This window comes from Jiangella alba (assembly GCF_900106035.1).
Lineage (GTDB): Bacteria > Actinomycetota > Actinomycetes > Jiangellales > Jiangellaceae > Jiangella > Jiangella alba.
On record NZ_FNUC01000004.1, the window covers coordinates 368,765 to 384,306 of the forward strand.

Genomic DNA, 15,542 nt, shown 5'->3' on the forward strand with positions numbered 1-15,542 from the left:
TTATCTTTGATCGATAACCGATTGCGTCATACTGTGGTCCGGTGCACACCCCTGTCAAGACGGCCATCGTGGACGCCCACGTGCACGTGTGGGACCCCGCGCGCGGCTTTCCCTGGATCCGTCCCGGTTCACCGCACCACCGCGCGTTCACGCTCGCCGACCTCTCGGCGGCGGGCGACGGCCTCGACGTCGCCGGGTCGGTGCTGGTCGAGGCGTCCCGTGGCGACACCGGCGAGACGGCGACGCTGCGGGCGGCGGCCCGGCGCCGTCCGGACCTCGTCGCCGGCTACGTCGGCAACCTGCACTGCTACGCCGACCGGACGCCGCGCCGGTTCGCCGCACTGTTGCGCCGCTGGGGCGCCGGCGCGCCCGCCGGCCTGCGCGCCGGTGGTGCCTCGTGGGCCGACGTCCCGCCGGGCGTCGCGGCGCTGCTCCCCGTCCTCGCCGATCACGGGGTCGTGCTGGAGCTGAACCTGCACGCCGGCGCCGTCCGGACGGCGGCCGAGCTGGCCGGGCGCCACCCCGGCCTGGTGGTCGTCCTCGACCACCTGGGCAACCCGCCGAACGTCGCTCGGGCCGACCCCGGCGCCTGGTTGCGCGACCTCGACGCCGTCCGGCACCAGCCCGGCGTCGTCGTGAAGATCTCCGGGCTGCTGACGCAGCAGTCCGGCGCCCCGGCGGCCGACGTCGACGCGTTGGTGGCGGCGGCGCTGGACGCGGCCGGGCCGGAACGGTGCATGATCGGCTCGGACTGGCCGATCTGCCTGCCCGCCGGCTCCCGCGCCGACTCGCTCGCGGCCGCCGCCCGGGCGCTCGATCACCTGCCCGCCGGCGCCGCGACGATGGTGCGGCGCGGAACGGCCCTGCGGGTCTACGGAAATGGCACGATGGACGGAGCTCACTCGTGATGATTGATGGGGACGGCATGGCAGTGCGTGGCACCACCCAGCCCGAGGGCGGCTTCGCGTCGTCCCTCGCCGGCAAGGACCGCCTGCGCCCGGCGCTGCTGTCGGATCAGGTGTACGACCTCCTGCGCACCGCGCTCATCGACGGCGACCTCCAGCCGGGCGAGCGCGTCGTCGAGTCCGAGATCGCGCGTCGGCTCGGGGTGAGCCAGGCGCCGGTCCGCGAGGCCGTCAAGCGGCTGGCCCGCGAGGGCGTCCTCGAGCACATCCCGCGCCGCGGCAACTTCGTCGCCGAGGTGTCCGAACGCGACGTCGAGCACGCGCGCCAGGTGCGCGAGCCGCTGGAGCGGCTGGCCGGCGAGCTGGCCGCCACCGCCATCACGGCCGCCGAGCTGTCCCGGCTCGACGACCTCGTGCGCGAGATGCGGGACGCCGTCGCCCGCGGCGACCTCGGCCGGTTCCGCGACGCCGACATCACCTTCCACGCCACCGTCGGCGAGGCCGCCGGCAACCCGTTCCTCACCCGCATGTGGGGCGTCCTCGAGCCCAGCCTGCGCACGCTGCGCGCCATCGCCGACCCGCTCTTCGACGGCGACTGGCAGGCCATGGCCGACGAACACGGCCGGCTGGTCGCGCTGCTGCGCGAGGGCGACCCGAAGGCCGCCGGCCAGGCGTTCGCCGAACACGCCGCCGGCCGGGGCCCGGTCCCCGACCGCCGCTCCACCCGGGCCAAGCGCACCCCCGCCGACTGAGCGCGGGTCCACGCCTCAGCCGATCAGCCCGTCGGCCCGCGCTCGCCAGAGGTGGTCGCGGGCCGGCTTGGTGCCGAGCAGCCAGCAGCGCAGGCCGTGATCGGCCGCGTGGGGCAGCAGCAGCTGGAAGCCGTCCTCCTGGGACTGCGGGTCGTGGCGGCGCATGGGGCGTACGTGAGCCGATGCGTGCCGGCCGGGGCCAGTGCGGTGCCTTTTGCAATGAGCACCTCTACGCATCACCGCACCGCCGATGCGTAGAGGTGCTCATTGCAAAGGGGGTCGCGCACCCTGCCGACCAGCACCGTCGGCGCCGCGCAGTTCGTCGACTGCGGCCGCTGGCGCCGGCGGGGCCGGGCGCGAACGCCCGGCCCCGGCTGCGGAACCCCGTCACCCCAGGGGCGTCCAGTGCGCGACGACCGCGAGCGGGCCGTACACGCGGGTCTCCACCGTGACCGGGACCCCGGCCGCGGTGAACCAGCCCTCGAACCGGTACCCGTCCCGCTTGGGCAGCGGCAGCATCCGCAGCGCCGTCCCCGCCTTGACGGTGCGCGCGCCGACCGAGCTGCCGCCCGCGGAGTCGAAGCTGACCTGGTGCACGGGGTCGGTCCGGTGCTGGACGGACACCGCGACGGTCGTCGTGGCGCCCTCGTAGGCGATGGTCAGCGGCAGCGACGAGGTCACGGCGGAGCTGTCGAACCCGCTCACCATGTCCGCCGTCACCGGCACGACGGTGGTGGTGCCGTCGCTCCACGAAGCCGAGACCGCGAGCCCGTCGACGTTCAGGTCCGCGCCGACGCGGTACTGGGTCTGGTACCCGGTGCCCTCGATCGGCGCGATGCCGGTGACGACGGCGGACCCCTCCGACGGGCGCAGCCGGATCGCGTTGTCGCCGCCCGCGTAGTGGTACACGTTCAGGTAGCCGTCGGCGGCGATCGGGTTGGCCGCATCGCGGTCCAGCCCGCTCCACACCGTCGCGCCGTCCACCCGCAGCACCAGCCGGGTGCCGCCGTCGACGGCCACGGCGCCGAACTCGACGTCGTGCTCCTGGCCGGCCTTGATGGAGGTGTTCGGGATGACGTCGATCATCGTCTGGCCGGGCTTCCAGCTCTGGAACTCGATCTGGTCCTCCTTGACGACCACCAGGTAGCCCTTGTTGGCGTTGACCCAGGTCGGGTCGCCGGGCCGGTCGGAGCGGACGGCGAACCCGTACCAGCCGCCGGCGAACTCGCCGATCGACGCGGTGAAGCGGAGCAGGCCGCTGCCGAACCGTTCGGCCTGGTAGCCGTACACGCCGTTGGCGGAGATCCGGACGGTGCCCTCGTCGAAGTCGACGGCGTCGGAGGCCGGCCAGTTCGCGGCGTCGGACAGTTGCCCGCCGAGCTCGATCACCGGGTGCGAGGCCGCGCCGACCGTGACGGCGACCGTCGCGCTCAGCTCCGGGTTGGCCCGCGACGTCGCGGTGATCGTCGCGATGCCGGGCGCCACGCCGCGCACCGTGCCGTCGGCGTCGACCGTCGCCACCTCCGGCGCGGACGAGGTCCAGTCGACCCGCCGGTTGGTGGCGTCGGGCGGACTGACGGACGCGCTGACGGCGCGGCTCTCACCGGGCTCGAGCGTCAGTTCCGCGGGACTCACCTCGATGCCGGTGACGTCGGTCGGCACCAGCGAGATGGTGACGTCGTCGACGTCGATGTGCGCCGCGCCCGCCACGTAGAACCCGAGCGTGCCGGACGCGCTGTGCGCCGGGTTCTCGCCCTCGAGCACCGTGGCGCCGTCGACGACGACCGCGACGGACGGCCCGCGGGCCACCACGCGCACGGCGTAGACGGTGTCCGGCTGGAGGCCGCCACCCGCGGGCAGGACGGTCTCGGCCAGCGTCTGCCATTGCGCGTTGTACAGCGTCCACGTCGCGCCGTCGGCGGCGTGCCGGTAGCGGATGTAGCCGCTGCCGTTCTCGCCGTTGCGGTCGTACGTGATCAGCTCCGTGCCTTCCGGCAGCTCGGCCGGCGTCTTCAGCCGGTAGTCGAGCACGTAGTCGGAGAACGCGCGGTCCAGCTGGCCGTTCGCGCCGTTGAGGATGCGATACCAGTGGTTGCCGGTGTCGTCGGCGACGATCGGGCGGTTGCCGTCGACCGGCCAGCCGTTGCCGCCGGACTCGAAGTCGGTCGCGTGCAGCACGCCGTCACCGTCGGCGACGGTGACGACGGCCTCGTCGCGGATCGCCGGGTCGGCCACCGCCGCCACGGACACCACGGTCTCGCCCGGCGCCAGCGCGGTGATCTCGCCGGTGGCGGAGACCGTCGCGACCGCCGGGTCGCTGCTCGTGTACGTCACCTCCTGCTCGGTCGCGTCCCACGGCACCGGCTCGGCCCGGAACGGCACGGTCGCGCCGAGCTCGACGGTGAACGTGTCGCCCGGCAGGTACAGCCCGGCCAGCGGGACGGTCTGCGGGCCGTGCGGCAGGCCGACGACGCCCTGCGGGCCGATCTCCTCGAACGCCACCGGCGCGAAGCCCGGGATGCGGTCGTACGCGACGGCGTCGTCGGTCAGCCGGAAGTCGCCGGCCTCCCAGTCGACGAAGCCGGGGTTCTGGTCGGCGACCCAGTTGTCGGCGTAGTTCATCAGGTTCTCGACGTCGCGGGCGCCGTGCCGGTTGACGTCCGGCGAGCGCTCCATCGTCGGGTTCCAGACCAGGTTCTTCGCGAAGAAGTTGTGCTCCGGGTAGTAGTGGTTCTCGTCCCAGAAGCTCAGCAGCTCGGGGTACTTCTCCCCGTACGGCGTGCCGATGAAGTCGTTGTTCTCGGCGAACAGCTTCTCCCACGCCGGCCGGTAGTCGGTGTCGACCTTGTTGCCCGGCTGGTCGCCCATCCACATCTCGTAGTTGTCGTACGGGACGAAGGTGTCGACGAAGATGTTGTTCTCGGCGGTGATGTGGTCGCCGGAGCCGCTCTTGATGGCGTCGTTGCCCATCCGGTAGAAGACGTTCTCGCTGATGGTGAGGCCCATCGTGAGGTTGTCCGGATAGACGCCCTCGACACCGTGCCGGCCGATGCCGGTGTCGTGGAAGTAGTTGCGCCTGATGACGGTGCCGCGTTCGTGCGGCGTCGCGCCGGCGTTCATGTAGATGGCGCCGAGGTCCTGGAACTGCTTGCAGATGTCGTAGATCTCGTTGTATTCGATCAGGTGGTCGTTGCCGTGCACGATGATGCCCGGATGCGGGGCGTCGTTGATCTCGTTGTTGCGGGCCACGTTCCCGACGCCGTCGAACATCACGCCCGGGTTGTACGCCTTGTGGTAGTAGGCGAAGTCGTGGATGTGCGAGTTCTCGACCCGGTTGTTGCCCGGCTCCAGGGTGTCCTCGTCGCCGCCGTTGAGCACCACGCCGACGCCCCCGACGTGGCGCAGCTCGGACGAGACGACGGCGTGGTCGCGGCCGTCCCAGCCGCTCGGGATGCCGTCGTAGACGTAGCGGCCGGGCGAGTTGATGTAGACGCCGCCGTCGGTGAAGTTCTGGATGTCGCTGCGGGCGAAGGTGACGTTGCTGCCGCCGAGGACGGTGGCCGCGGTGGCCCGGCCGTACTCCATGACCAGCTCGTCGAAGGTGATGTAGGACGCGTTCTCGGTCCGGACCATCGGCTCCTTCAGCATGGTGACGGTGACGTCGCCGCTGCGGGTGCGGAACGCGGCGTTCGGCACGAGGTACAGCACGCCGGTCGCGCGGTCGATGTAGTACTCGCCGGGCGCGTCCAGCTCCTCGAGCAGGTTCTCGGCGAAGTGGAAGTCCGGGTACCACGACTTCATCAGGCCGGACATCTCGCCGTAGCGCAGCGTGATCGTCTTCGCCTGGGGGTCGATCGACTCGATCTCGTTGTACGACCACTCCCAGCTGTAGCCGAAGATGCCGTCCAGCCAGACGTCCTCGGCCTGCGTCCAGTACTGCGGGCGGTCGTAGGTGTAGCTGAACGTGCCGCCGCGCTCCTGCAGGTCGGGGTCGTCGACGGTGGGGCCAGGGTCGATGATCTCGTTCATCTGGACGGTGCCCTCGTTCGGCCAGCGCGCCAGCGTCATGCCCTGACCGCCGACGTAGAGCTCCATCGGCGGCACCTTGGAGACGTCGTTCGCCTTCCAGTACCCGTGCCGGCTGGTCTCGCCGTAGTCGGTGATGCCGAGCGCGGCGAGGTCGACCTGGAGGACGTCGTCGCGGGCGGACTCGTCGACGATGCGGCCCAGCACGGCGTCGTCGGTGACCGCGGTGAAGCCGTCGTGGTCGAGCTGCCGGCCGCCGCTGAGCCGCACCGTCTCGCCGGGGAACGAGCGGTAGACGATCGGCGCCTCGGCGGTGCCGGAGTCCTGCTCCTCCAGGCGGAACGACGCCGTCCGCTCGTAGGTGCCTTCGCGCAGGTAGACGGTGACGCCACCGGCCGGCAGGCCGCCGTCGGCCTTGAGCGCGCGGATCGCGTCGCGGGCGCCTTCGAGGGTGGCCAGCGGCGCGGACTCGGAGCCGTCCTGGGCGTCGTCGCCGTCGGTCGCCACGTACAGGACGGCGCCCGGCTCGGCCGCCGCGGTCTCGGCCTGGGCGGCCGGTTGCAGGCCGGCGACCAACAGGCACGCCAGCACGACGATGGGCATGAGGCGTTTCATGGTGCGGTTCCTTTCTGGGTTCGGAGTCACCCCTTGAGGGCGCCGACCGTGAGGCCGCTGATGATGTGCCGTTGCATGTAGACGAAGAAGATGATCACCGGCGCGATGGCCAGCAGCAGGTTCGGGAAGACCTTGGTGAGGTCGGTGGAGTACTGGCTGACGCCGGCGTAGATCGCGGTGGTGACCGTGTAGTTGCCGGAGCCGGGGGTGAGCAGCACCTGCGGGCTGATGAAGTCGTTCCAGATGCCGATCGAGTTGAGGATCAGCACGGTGACGACGGCCGGGCGGGTGAGCGGGAAGATGATCTGCCAGTACGTGCGCAGCCGGCCGGCGCCGTCGATCGCGGCGGCGTGGTCGATGTCGCGCGGGATCGTGCGGATGAAGCCGACGAACAGGAAGATGCTCACCGGCAGCGTCATCGCCACGTCGTGCAGGATCAGCCCGGTCACGGTGTTGCCGAGACCGATCGAGCGCAGCACGTAGATGAGCGGCACGATCAGCGCCGCCGACGGGATGAACGTCCCGGCCAGGAAGTACAGCAGCAGGATCTGCGTCCGCCGCTTCAGGCTGCGGGCGATGACGTAGGCGGCCGGCCCGGCGAACGCGATGCACAGAATGTCGACGGAGACCACCAGGAACAAGGTGAAGCCGTAGCTGCGCAGCACGTTGTACTGCGGGCTGGTGACCGCCGCCTCCAGGTACTCCAGCGTCAGCCCGGCGAACGGGATCGCGAACGGGTTGGCCTGGATGTCCTGCTGCGACTTGAAGCTGTTCACCAGCAGCAGGTACGCCGGGATCGTCATGACCACGAACAGCAGCGCGAGCAGCGCCACCCGGGTGACGGGCGGCCGCCGGCGCGCCGCCGGGACGAGGTCCGTGGAGAGTGCCATGGATGCTCCTAGTTCGCCGCGGCCTGGTCCTGCCGGTTGCGCATGGCGGCCACCAGCACGGACAGGACAGCGGACACCACCATCAGGGCCACCGCCTGCGCGGTCGCGAAGCCGACGTCGGTACTGGCGAACGACCGGCTGAGGATGACGTACGCGATGGTCTCGGTGGACCCGGCCGGACCGCCGTCGGTGAGGCTGACGACGATGTCGTAGACCTTGATCAGCCCGACCAGGTTGAGCACCATCGCGACCGTCACGACCGGCGAGATCATCGGGATGACGATCCGGCGGTTGATCTGCCGCCGCGACGCGCCGTCGATCTGCGCGGCCTCGATGAGGTCGTGCGGCACCGTCTGCAGCGCCGCGACGAACAGCACGACGTTGAACCCGAACCCGGCCCACACGATGACGCCGACCAGCGTGATGACCGCCAGCGTCTCGTCGAACAGGAACCCGACCGGCCCGACCCCGAACCGCTCCAGCGTGATGTTGATCGCCCCGTTGGTGCCGAGGATCGCGCTCCACAGGAAGCCGAGGATCAGCGCGCTGATGACGTGCGGGTAGTAGGCCAGTGCCCGGAAGAACGAGTTCGTCCGCGACCGCTCCTTCAGCTGCAGCGCGTACGCCAGGCCGAGGCCGAGCATGCCGACCGACCCGAACGCCGCCACGACGAACGTGACCACCCAGGCCCGGCTGATGCCCGGGTCCTCGAACAGCCGGGTGTAGTTCTCGACGCCGATGAACGTGGCGTCGGAGAAGCCGTTCCAGTCGGTCAGGCTCAGGTACAGCGCGACGACGACCGGGACGATCGTCATCACCGTGTACACGACGACGGCCGGGGCCAGCATGCCGAGGCTGAGCGCGCCGTCGCGCCACCGGCGACGGCGGACGGCGGCGGTGCCGGGGTGACCGGGAGCCGGCGCGGGCGGGTCGTCCGTCCGCGCCGGGCTCACCTTCAGCGCTGCGAGTCCCACCACGAGTCCAGGTTGGCGGCGACGTCGCCGGCCGAGGAGCCGGTGAACAGGGACTGGACCTGCGTGTTCAGCTCCTCCGCGTAGCCGTGCACCGGCTGCCGCTCGCCCTGCTTGACGATCACCATCGGGCTGGCGTCGAGGACCGCCTGGACGCCCTCGCCGAGGCTGGACACGTCGTAGCTGAAGCCCTTGCGCAGGTTGCCGTCGGCGGCGAGCTGGATCTCGATCGCCTCGTCGTCGGTGACCAGCCACTCGACGAGGTCGATCGCCTCCTCCTTGGCGTCGGAGGCCTCGACGACGGTGTACGGCTGGGCCATGTTGCCGAACTGGCCGGGCGGGTACGTGCCGTCGGCCGGGACGGGGAAGACGCCGATCTGGTCGCTCAGGCCGGCCTCGTCGGCGGCGGGCACGAAGTACGAGCCCATGATGTACATCGCCGAGTCGCCCGCGAGGAACGCCGCCTGCCCGTCCGGGTACTCCAGGCCGAGCGCGCTCTGGGTGAGGAAGCCCTCCTTCAGCCACGACTCGTACAGCTCGAAGTAGCGCAGGTAGCCGCTGTCGGCGAAGGACGTCTCGCCGTTCTTGCGCTCGACCACCCAGTCCGGCTCGTCGGTGAGGACACCCGCGTCGGCCAGCATGGTGAACTGCGCGCCGGTGACCCACTGGCCGGCCGACTGCAGCGGCTGGTAGCCGGCCGCCTGGAGCTTGCGCATCGCGTCCTCGAACTGCGCGATGGACTGCAGCTGGGTGGCGTCGACGCCGGCCTCGTCGAAGGCGGCCTTGTTGTAGAACACCAGCGACTGGATCTGCTCGCCGACGCCGACGACGTAGTGCCCGCCGTCGATCGCGTAGTCCTCGAACAGCGGGGTGTCGGCGGCCCAGTCCTCGCCGGACAGGTCGACGAACAGCTCCGCGGTCTCCGGGTTCGGGATGACGTGCTGCGCGATGTCCGGCGGGTCGCCCGCGGCGAGGTCCTGCTGCAGCTTGGCCTCCGCCTCGATGGTCCCGGTCAGCTCCAGCTCGACGGTGATGCCGGGGTTCTCCGCCTCGTACTTGTCGAACAGCTCGTTCCAGAACTGCTCGGTGAGGTTGGGGGTGATGTTGACGATCATCCGCAGCGTGGTGTCGCCGCCCTCGCCGCCCGCGACGTCGTCGTCACCGCCGCCACACGCCGACGCCGTCAGCACCGCCGAGGCCAGCACTCCGGCCGTCAGGAATCGCCGCCTGCTGTTCATGGTCATCTCTCCGCTCGCTCCGTTGCGTTGGTGGGTGTGGTCAAGGGGTGTCTGACACCCCTAGCGGCCGTTGCTGCTGCCCTGGTGGGCGACGTACTCGTCCAGGCCCCGGCCGGTCAGCGGGTAGTAGTCGGACAGCCGTCCGCCGGCGTCGAGGCGCCGGCGGGCGAACTCCTCCTTGTCCTGGTGGGCGAGTGCGTCATCGGCGATCGCCTGGGCATGCGACGGCGGCACCACCACGGCGCCGTCGTCGTCGGCGATCACCAGGTCGCCGGGGCGCACCAGCGCCCCGCCGACCGCGACCGGCACGTTGTACGCGTACGGGAACAACTCGGTCTGGGACGCATAATGCGGGGTGACGCCGGTGCACCAGACCGGCACCCCGAGTGCGCGCACCTTGCCGGCGTCGCGGATGCGCCCGTCGACGACGATGCCGGCGCCGCCGCGCAGCTTGAAGTAGCGCACCAGCATGTCGCCGAGGCAGCCGGTGCGCTGGGCCGCCTGCGCCGACACCACCAGCACGTCGCCGGGGCGGATCGACTCCAGCACCGCCCACAGCGCCGACCGCCGTTCCGCGTCCTCCTGCCCCTGGCCGGAGAACACGTCCTCGCGCTGCGGCATGAACTGCAGCGTGACGGCGGCGCCGGTGACGCGGATCTCGGCGTCGCGGTGCAGCGGCGCCGGGCCGTCGATGAACGTCCGGGTGACGCCCTGGTGGTGCAGCTTCGCGCAGGCGGTGGCCGCGCTCACCCCGGACAACGCCTCGACCACCGCGCGCGTCGGCCGCCCGGGCGGGGCGGAGAGCAAGGGGGTGTGGCCGGTCGGATAACCGTCCTGCTCGGTGTTCATCCGGCGTCCTCTCGGAGTATGATCGCGGATCACTTATCGTCTATCGATTGAGCGATAGGAAACCGTCGTCCCCGCCGTCGTGTCAAGACCCCGGCCGCGAGACGATGGCCGGCCGGCTACTGAATTGAGTGAGGAACCGATGGCGACGACGGCACTCGCGGGCCCCGGCCGGGACTGGTTCACGCACGCCCGGTTCGGCATGTTCGTGCACTTCGGGCTGTACTCACTGGCCGCCCGGCACGAGTGGGTGATGTCGCGGGAGCGCACGCCGCTCGCGGAGTACGAGCGCTACGCGGAGGTGTTCGATCCGGACCTGTTCGACGCCCGCGCCATCGCCCGCGCCGCCCGCGCGGCCGGCATGGGCTACGTCGTGCTGACGAGCAAGCACCACGAGGGTTTCGGCCTGTGGGACTCCGCCGTCAGCGACTACACGTCGGCCGCGGCGTGCGGGCGCGACCTCGTCGCGGAGTTCGCCGACGCCGCCCGCGCCGAAGGGCTGCGGGTCGGGCTCTACCACTCCCTCATCGACTGGCACCACCCCGACTTCACCGTCGACTATCTGCACCCTCGCCGCGACGACCCGCCGGGCCCGCCCCGCGACATGGCGCGCTACCGCGCCTACCTGCACGCGCAGGTGCGCGAGCTGCTCACCGGCTACGGCCGCGTCGACTACCTGTTCTTCGACTACACCTACGCCGAGGACCGCGACGGCGTGCGCGGCAAGTACCCGGAGGACTGGGCCGCCGACGAACTGCTGGCCATGGCCCGCGAGCTGCAGCCGGACATCGTCGTGAACGACCGCCTGGGCATCCCGGGCGACCTCGTCACGCCGGAGCAGTACCAGCCGGCCTCGCCGATGCGCGCGCCGGACGGGTCGCCGATCGTGTGGGAGGCCTGCCAGACGCTGAACGGCAGCTGGGGCTACGACCGCGACAACACCCGGTTCAAGACGCCGGACCTGCTGGTGCGGATGCTGGTCGACACCGTCGCGAAGGGCGGCAACCTGCTGCTCAACGTGGGTCCGGACGGACGGGGCGCGCTGCCGGCCCGCGACGTCACGACGCTGGACGCGCTGGCGGGGTGGATGCGGCTGCACGGGCGCTCGGTCGTCGGCGCCGGACCGGCCGCGGCGGACCTCGCGGCGGCCGTGGCGCCGGGCCTGCCGCCGGGCGCCGTCCTCACCCAGCGCGGCGACCGGCTCTACGTCCACCTGTTCGCGTGGCCGTTCGAGCACGTGCACCTGCGCGGGATGGCCGACCGGGTGCGCCACGCGCAGCTGCTGAACGACGGGTCGGAGCTGGCGACGATCCGGCTGGCACCCGGCCAGCAGGCCTGGAACACGACGCCCGGCGGCCAGCCGCCGGGCACGCTGACGCTGCGACTGCCGACCGTCCGCCCGGACGTGCTGGTGCCGGTGGTGGAGCTGTTCCTCTAGACGGTCATTCGGGCTCGGAGCCGCTGTTGCCCTGGGCGCGCCGCCGCCATTCCTCCTTGCGCCGGCGCTCCGCGGCGGTCAGCGGCGCCTGCGGGTTGCCGTCGTCGTCGAGACCGATGGAACCGTGGAACTTGGCGGCGTTCACGCCTGGTCGCCGCGGCCGCCGCTTCGCCGCCGCGAGCTCACTCTTGAGCTTCGCGATGGCCTCCATCGTCCGTTCCCGCTCCTCAGGGGACACGTCGCCGGGCCCTGCTGTCGTCATGGCGCCTCCCTGAGCCGGATGACCCACTTGCCCATGTCCTCGTCGAACACCTTGTCGAGGACCTCGAACTCCGTTCCGGTGTTGAAGAGGATCTCCGACTCGTGCGAAACGTCGGAGTACGGTGCCACGTCGCGGCCGGAACGGCCCTCGACGATGAAGTACGTGTTGCCGTCGAAGTCGGTGTCGGCGACGTCGGGGTCGGTGCTCGTGCTCGTGAACCCGCGTTCCGTGACGACCTCGCCGGGCTCGTAGTTGGCCAGCTGGCTGTCGTTGAGGTCGGTGCCGCGGTAGGTCGTGCCCGGGTGGGCCGGCAGATTGGCCAGCGCGTCGGAGACGCGATCGATACGTCCCTGCAGGCCGGCGGGGATGTCGGCGCCGGGGCTGCGTAGCGCGGCGTTCATGTCGAAGTATCCGTCCCCGGTGTAGTCGTCCAGCGCCAGCCTATCGGTCTCGCTGAGGTCGACGTGGAGATCGTCGGCCCGGGCGATGCCGTCGAAGCCCTCGGGCAGCTCGTCGAGCCCGTCGGTCTGGCGCAGCGAGGCGAGCTCGTCGGCGTTGAGCGCCCGCCGGGTCCACCGGCCGCCGGTGGCGCCCCAGCCCATGAACGGGATCATGCCGGCGGCGGACAGGCCGGCGTCGACAGCGTTGCCCTCGGCCGCGTACCAGAGGGCGTTGATGGCGTCGACCGGCTCGCCGAGGATGGGGATCAGGCCGAGGCCGTCGAGGATGAGATGGCCGATGTCGGAGATCGGGTTGGAGTCCTCGCGGCTCTCCTCGATCTCGGCGGCCTTGATGGTGAGGATCTCGTGGGCGTCGGCGGCGATGCTGGTGCTCATCGTGCTGCCGCCCTCGTACGGGGTGATGGCCGCCGCGATGGCCGCGTCGGCACCCGCCCCGTCGTCGACCGGCCACTTGCGCTTCGCCAGGACGTACTCGAGGAACTCGTTGACCATGCCCGACTCGTCGCCGGCCTCGATGTAGGTGAACGTCCCGGTGCCGAACAGGGCGTGGCCGGCCTCGGGGTTGCGCCCGACCGCGGACATGATGCCGGCCAGCGGGTCGTAGTACTCGGTGTAGCCGGTCGGCGCGCCCTCGTCGTCGCCGTGCACGGGGTCGATGGCGCCGTAGCCGTTGGCGCCCATCTCGGAGTGCGCCCGCTTCCACCACATGTCGTCCTCGTCGAGCTCCCGCTCGTACTCGTAGACGTCGGTGGCGACGGTGGTGAGGAAGTCGGCGGAGAAGGTGCCGCGCGAGATGACCAGGCCCAGCGCGCTGGCCTGGCCGAGCACCTCCGGGGACTCCTCGGTGATGGCCGACGACCACGAGGCGGCGTAGTCGTCGGGCAGGGCGAGGTCACCGGTGCCCTGGGTGGCCGTGCCGTACGCCGCGCCGAGGCCGTCGAGCGTCGCCTCGTACGCATCGTCGAACCGTTCGACGTCCTCGACGTCGCCAGGCATCGTCGCGCCGGCCATCTGACGCCGGGTACTGGACGCGCCGACGACGAAGTCGGCGACCTCCTCGGGCGACACCTGGGTCGCGAGCTGGTGGGCGAAGTACGGGTCGGTCGCGTTCTCCGCCAGCAGGTCGACCAGCTCTTGCGGCGGGTCGCCGTCGTCGTAGTCCTCGAGCAGCTCCGCGGCCCGGTCGGCGCGCTCGCGGGCCTCCTCCGGCGTCGCGGTCGGGATGGTCGACTCGTCCAGTTGGACGAACGCCTGCGGCCCCGGGGTCTGCGCCTCGATGTGCCGCGCCAGGGCCAGCCGGCGCCGCAGGCCGGGCAGCTCGTCGTCGATCCACCCCTCGACGGCGTCGAGGCGGTTGAGCTCGGTGCTGGGCAGGTAGACGTCGGTCAGCTCGCGGCTGAGGTCGCCGCGCCGGGTGGCGATGTTCTCCGCCGCGTTCTCCAGCGCCGTGACGAGCCCGGCCAGCTCGGCGATGTCGATGGCGGCGATGCTCACACGTTCCTCCAGCGCACCTGCCAGGCGTTGGCATCGACCATCGGCTCCTCGTGCTCGATGGCGTCGCCGAACTCGGTCATGACGCCCTCGGCCGCGGTGGTGAGCGTGGTCTTGTGCCCGGTGAGCTCGGTGTAGAACGTGTCGGCGATGCTGCTCTGCCAGGCGCCGTTGTCCATGGCCCGGACGGCGGCGTCGAGGTCGCTCTTGAGATCGTCCGACACCGGCCGGGCGTCGTCGCGGCTCGCGCACAGGGCGGCGCGGTAGGGATTGGACACCTGGTCGGCCACCGGCAGTTCTCCCGCCCGGTTGATCGTTTCGAGATGGCCATGATGGCACGCGAACGATCACCGCCCGCACGCGGGGCAAGCGCTTGCTCAGACGCCGATCGCCTGGGGCGTGACGACCTCGCCACCGGCCATGCGCAGGGCGAGCGAGCCGACGGCGGACGCGGCCAGCTCGCCGGCGCGGTCACCGTCCGGATCGACGGCGAGCACGTGGCCGACGCGGTCGTTGTTGTCGCGGGGACGGCGCACCGGGCCGGGCACGTCCAGCTGCCAGCGGACGATCGCCGGGTTCTGGTCCAGCGCCTCGCGGCCCTCGACGCCGGTGACGATGCCGTCGACCGGCGCCAGCACGAACGCGACCGCCGCCGTGCCACGCGGGCGCACCTCCGGCTGGGGCGCGGGGCCGAGGGCGAGGCCGACCAGCAGCGCCAGCGGGCTCACCCCGGTGACCGTGCGGACGAGGTCGAACACGTAGCCGCCGCCCTGGCGCGGGTTGATCTCGACGATCCGCGGCCCCGACGGCGTCAGGCGCAGTTCGGTGTGGCTCAGGCCGTGGCTGATGCCGAGCGCGGAGAGCGCGGCCCGCACGTGCTCGGTCACCTCGGCGGCGACGGCGGGCGGCAGCGGCGCCGGGAACACGTGGCCGGCCTCGACGAAAGCTGGCGTGACGCTCTTGCCGGTGATGCCGAGCACCGTCGTCCGCCCGGCGGCGGTGACGGTCTCGACGCTGACCTCGGGACCGCGCAGGACCTCCTCGAGCAGCAGCCGGCGCGCCAGCGGCTGGTCACGGGTGTTCCGCTCGACACCGGTGACCTCGTGGAACGCGTCCTTCAGCGCCGCCTCGCCGTCGACGAGGTGCACCGACGTGCCGGAGTTGAGGTCGACCGGCTTCGCGACCAGCGGGAACCCCAGCTCCGCCGCGCCGGCCAGCGCGTCGTCCCACGTGGCGGCGACGGCGAAGCGCGGGCCGGGCAGTCCGGCCCGGGCGAGCACCGTCCGGACGGAGTCCTTGCGCACGGCCCGGCGCACGATGTCCGGCGACGCTCCGGGCAGCCCGAGCATCTTCGCCAGCTCGGCGACCGCGTCGAGGTAGTAGTCGCAGGTGGTGATCACGCCGTCGATGCGCCGCCGGCACACGATGCCGATGACCGCGCCGGTCATGGCGGCCCGGTCGTTGGTGTCGACGACGATCACCTCGTCGGCCTCGCGCAGCACCGGGTGCCGCTCGCCGTCGACGTCCGGGTAGAGGCCGGGGTCCCGGGTGAAGAGGATGTAGTCGTGCCCGAGCTCGCGCAGCAGCGGCGGCAGCGCGAGCCCCGTCGACTGCACCCAGCTCTCCACCATGAGCAGCGTCGCCACG

General features: G+C 71.5%; 13 protein-coding genes. 3 read left to right on the forward strand and 10 right to left on the reverse strand.

The window, feature by feature from the left end:
- Positions 1-41 precede the first annotated feature (41 nt).
- On the forward strand, positions 42-908 hold the full coding sequence (locus BLV02_RS19555) for an amidohydrolase family protein (RefSeq protein ID WP_069109749.1): 867 nt from the start codon (positions 42-44) through the stop codon (positions 906-908).
- 17 nt (positions 909-925) lie between these two features.
- Complete coding sequence (locus BLV02_RS19560) at positions 926-1,657, forward strand: GntR family transcriptional regulator (RefSeq protein ID WP_069109750.1); 732 nt, start codon at positions 926-928, stop codon at positions 1,655-1,657.
- Between the two features lie 15 nt (positions 1,658-1,672).
- Here the strand turns inward: BLV02_RS19560 and BLV02_RS36600 are convergent, their stop codons facing one another.
- The 6 genes from BLV02_RS36600 to BLV02_RS19585 form a co-directional block, all read right to left on the reverse strand.
- On the reverse strand, positions 1,673-1,822 hold the full coding sequence (locus BLV02_RS36600; protein ID WP_171906660.1) for a hypothetical protein: 150 nt from the start codon (positions 1,820-1,822) through the stop codon (positions 1,673-1,675).
- Between the two features lie 222 nt (positions 1,823-2,044).
- Positions 2,045-6,298, reverse strand: a complete 4,254-nt coding sequence (locus BLV02_RS19565) for an Ig-like domain-containing protein (RefSeq protein ID WP_069109751.1) — start codon at positions 6,296-6,298, stop codon at positions 2,045-2,047.
- A gap of 26 nt (positions 6,299-6,324) precedes the next feature.
- Positions 6,325-7,188, reverse strand: coding sequence for a carbohydrate ABC transporter permease (locus BLV02_RS19570; RefSeq protein WP_069109752.1), 864 nt, complete (start codon positions 7,186-7,188; stop codon positions 6,325-6,327).
- Between the two features lie 8 nt (positions 7,189-7,196).
- Positions 7,197-8,165, reverse strand: a complete 969-nt coding sequence (locus BLV02_RS19575) for a carbohydrate ABC transporter permease (RefSeq protein WP_216094025.1) — start codon at positions 8,163-8,165, stop codon at positions 7,197-7,199.
- On the reverse strand, positions 8,144-9,397 hold the full coding sequence (locus tag BLV02_RS19580) for an ABC transporter substrate-binding protein (protein WP_069110233.1): 1,254 nt from the start codon (positions 9,395-9,397) through the stop codon (positions 8,144-8,146). Before BLV02_RS19580 ends, BLV02_RS19575 begins: the two co-directional genes overlap by 22 nt.
- Before the next feature lie 60 nt (positions 9,398-9,457).
- Complete coding sequence (locus BLV02_RS19585) at positions 9,458-10,246, reverse strand: RraA family protein (RefSeq protein ID WP_069109753.1); 789 nt, start codon at positions 10,244-10,246, stop codon at positions 9,458-9,460.
- 139 nt (positions 10,247-10,385) lie between these two features.
- Here BLV02_RS19585 and BLV02_RS19590 point away from each other — a divergent pair, with 139 nt between their 5' ends.
- Complete coding sequence (locus tag BLV02_RS19590) at positions 10,386-11,681, forward strand: alpha-L-fucosidase (RefSeq protein WP_069109754.1); 1,296 nt, start codon at positions 10,386-10,388, stop codon at positions 11,679-11,681.
- A gap of 4 nt (positions 11,682-11,685) precedes the next feature.
- Here BLV02_RS19590 and BLV02_RS19595 read toward each other — a convergent pair whose 3' ends face one another.
- From BLV02_RS19595 to BLV02_RS19610, 4 genes are all read right to left on the reverse strand, one after another.
- Positions 11,686-11,943, reverse strand: a complete 258-nt coding sequence (locus BLV02_RS19595; protein ID WP_141711410.1) for a hypothetical protein — start codon at positions 11,941-11,943, stop codon at positions 11,686-11,688.
- Positions 11,940-13,898 carry an ADP-ribosyltransferase gene (locus BLV02_RS19600; RefSeq protein WP_069109756.1) on the reverse strand — a complete coding sequence of 653 codons (1,959 nt, stop codon included), beginning with the start codon at positions 13,896-13,898 and terminating at the stop codon, positions 11,940-11,942. The genes BLV02_RS19595 and BLV02_RS19600 overlap by 4 nt, the downstream gene beginning before the upstream one ends.
- On the reverse strand, positions 13,895-14,185 hold the full coding sequence (locus BLV02_RS19605) for a hypothetical protein (protein WP_069109757.1): 291 nt from the start codon (positions 14,183-14,185) through the stop codon (positions 13,895-13,897). The genes BLV02_RS19600 and BLV02_RS19605 overlap by 4 nt, the downstream gene beginning before the upstream one ends.
- Before the next feature lie 87 nt (positions 14,186-14,272).
- The gene (locus BLV02_RS19610; protein ID WP_069109758.1) at positions 14,273-15,541 is read right to left on the reverse strand and encodes an ATP-grasp domain-containing protein; all 1,269 of its coding nucleotides are present in this window, start codon (positions 15,539-15,541) and stop codon (positions 14,273-14,275) included.
- Between the last annotated feature and the right edge of the window lies 1 nt (position 15,542).

Bases quoted from the DNA above. Each gene is read 5' to 3' on its own strand.
- BLV02_RS36600 (WP_171906660.1), bottom strand. From the start codon at position 1,822: ATGCGCCGCCACGACCCGCAGTCCCAGGAGGACGGCTTCCAGCTGCTG.
- BLV02_RS19595 (WP_141711410.1), bottom strand. From the start codon at position 11,943: ATGACGACAGCAGGGCCCGGCGACGTGTCCCCTGAGGAGCGGGAACGG.
- BLV02_RS19565 (WP_069109751.1), bottom strand. From the start codon at position 6,298: ATGAAACGCCTCATGCCCATCGTCGTGCTGGCGTGCCTGTTGGTCGCC.
- BLV02_RS19560 (WP_069109750.1), top strand. From the start codon at position 926: ATGGCAGTGCGTGGCACCACCCAGCCCGAGGGCGGCTTCGCGTCGTCC.
- BLV02_RS19570 (WP_069109752.1), bottom strand. From the start codon at position 7,188: ATGGCACTCTCCACGGACCTCGTCCCGGCGGCGCGCCGGCGGCCGCCC.
- BLV02_RS19590 (WP_069109754.1), top strand. From the start codon at position 10,386: ATGGCGACGACGGCACTCGCGGGCCCCGGCCGGGACTGGTTCACGCAC.
- BLV02_RS19585 (WP_069109753.1), bottom strand. From the start codon at position 10,246: ATGAACACCGAGCAGGACGGTTATCCGACCGGCCACACCCCCTTGCTC.
- BLV02_RS19580 (WP_069110233.1), bottom strand. From the start codon at position 9,397: ATGAACAGCAGGCGGCGATTCCTGACGGCCGGAGTGCTGGCCTCGGCG.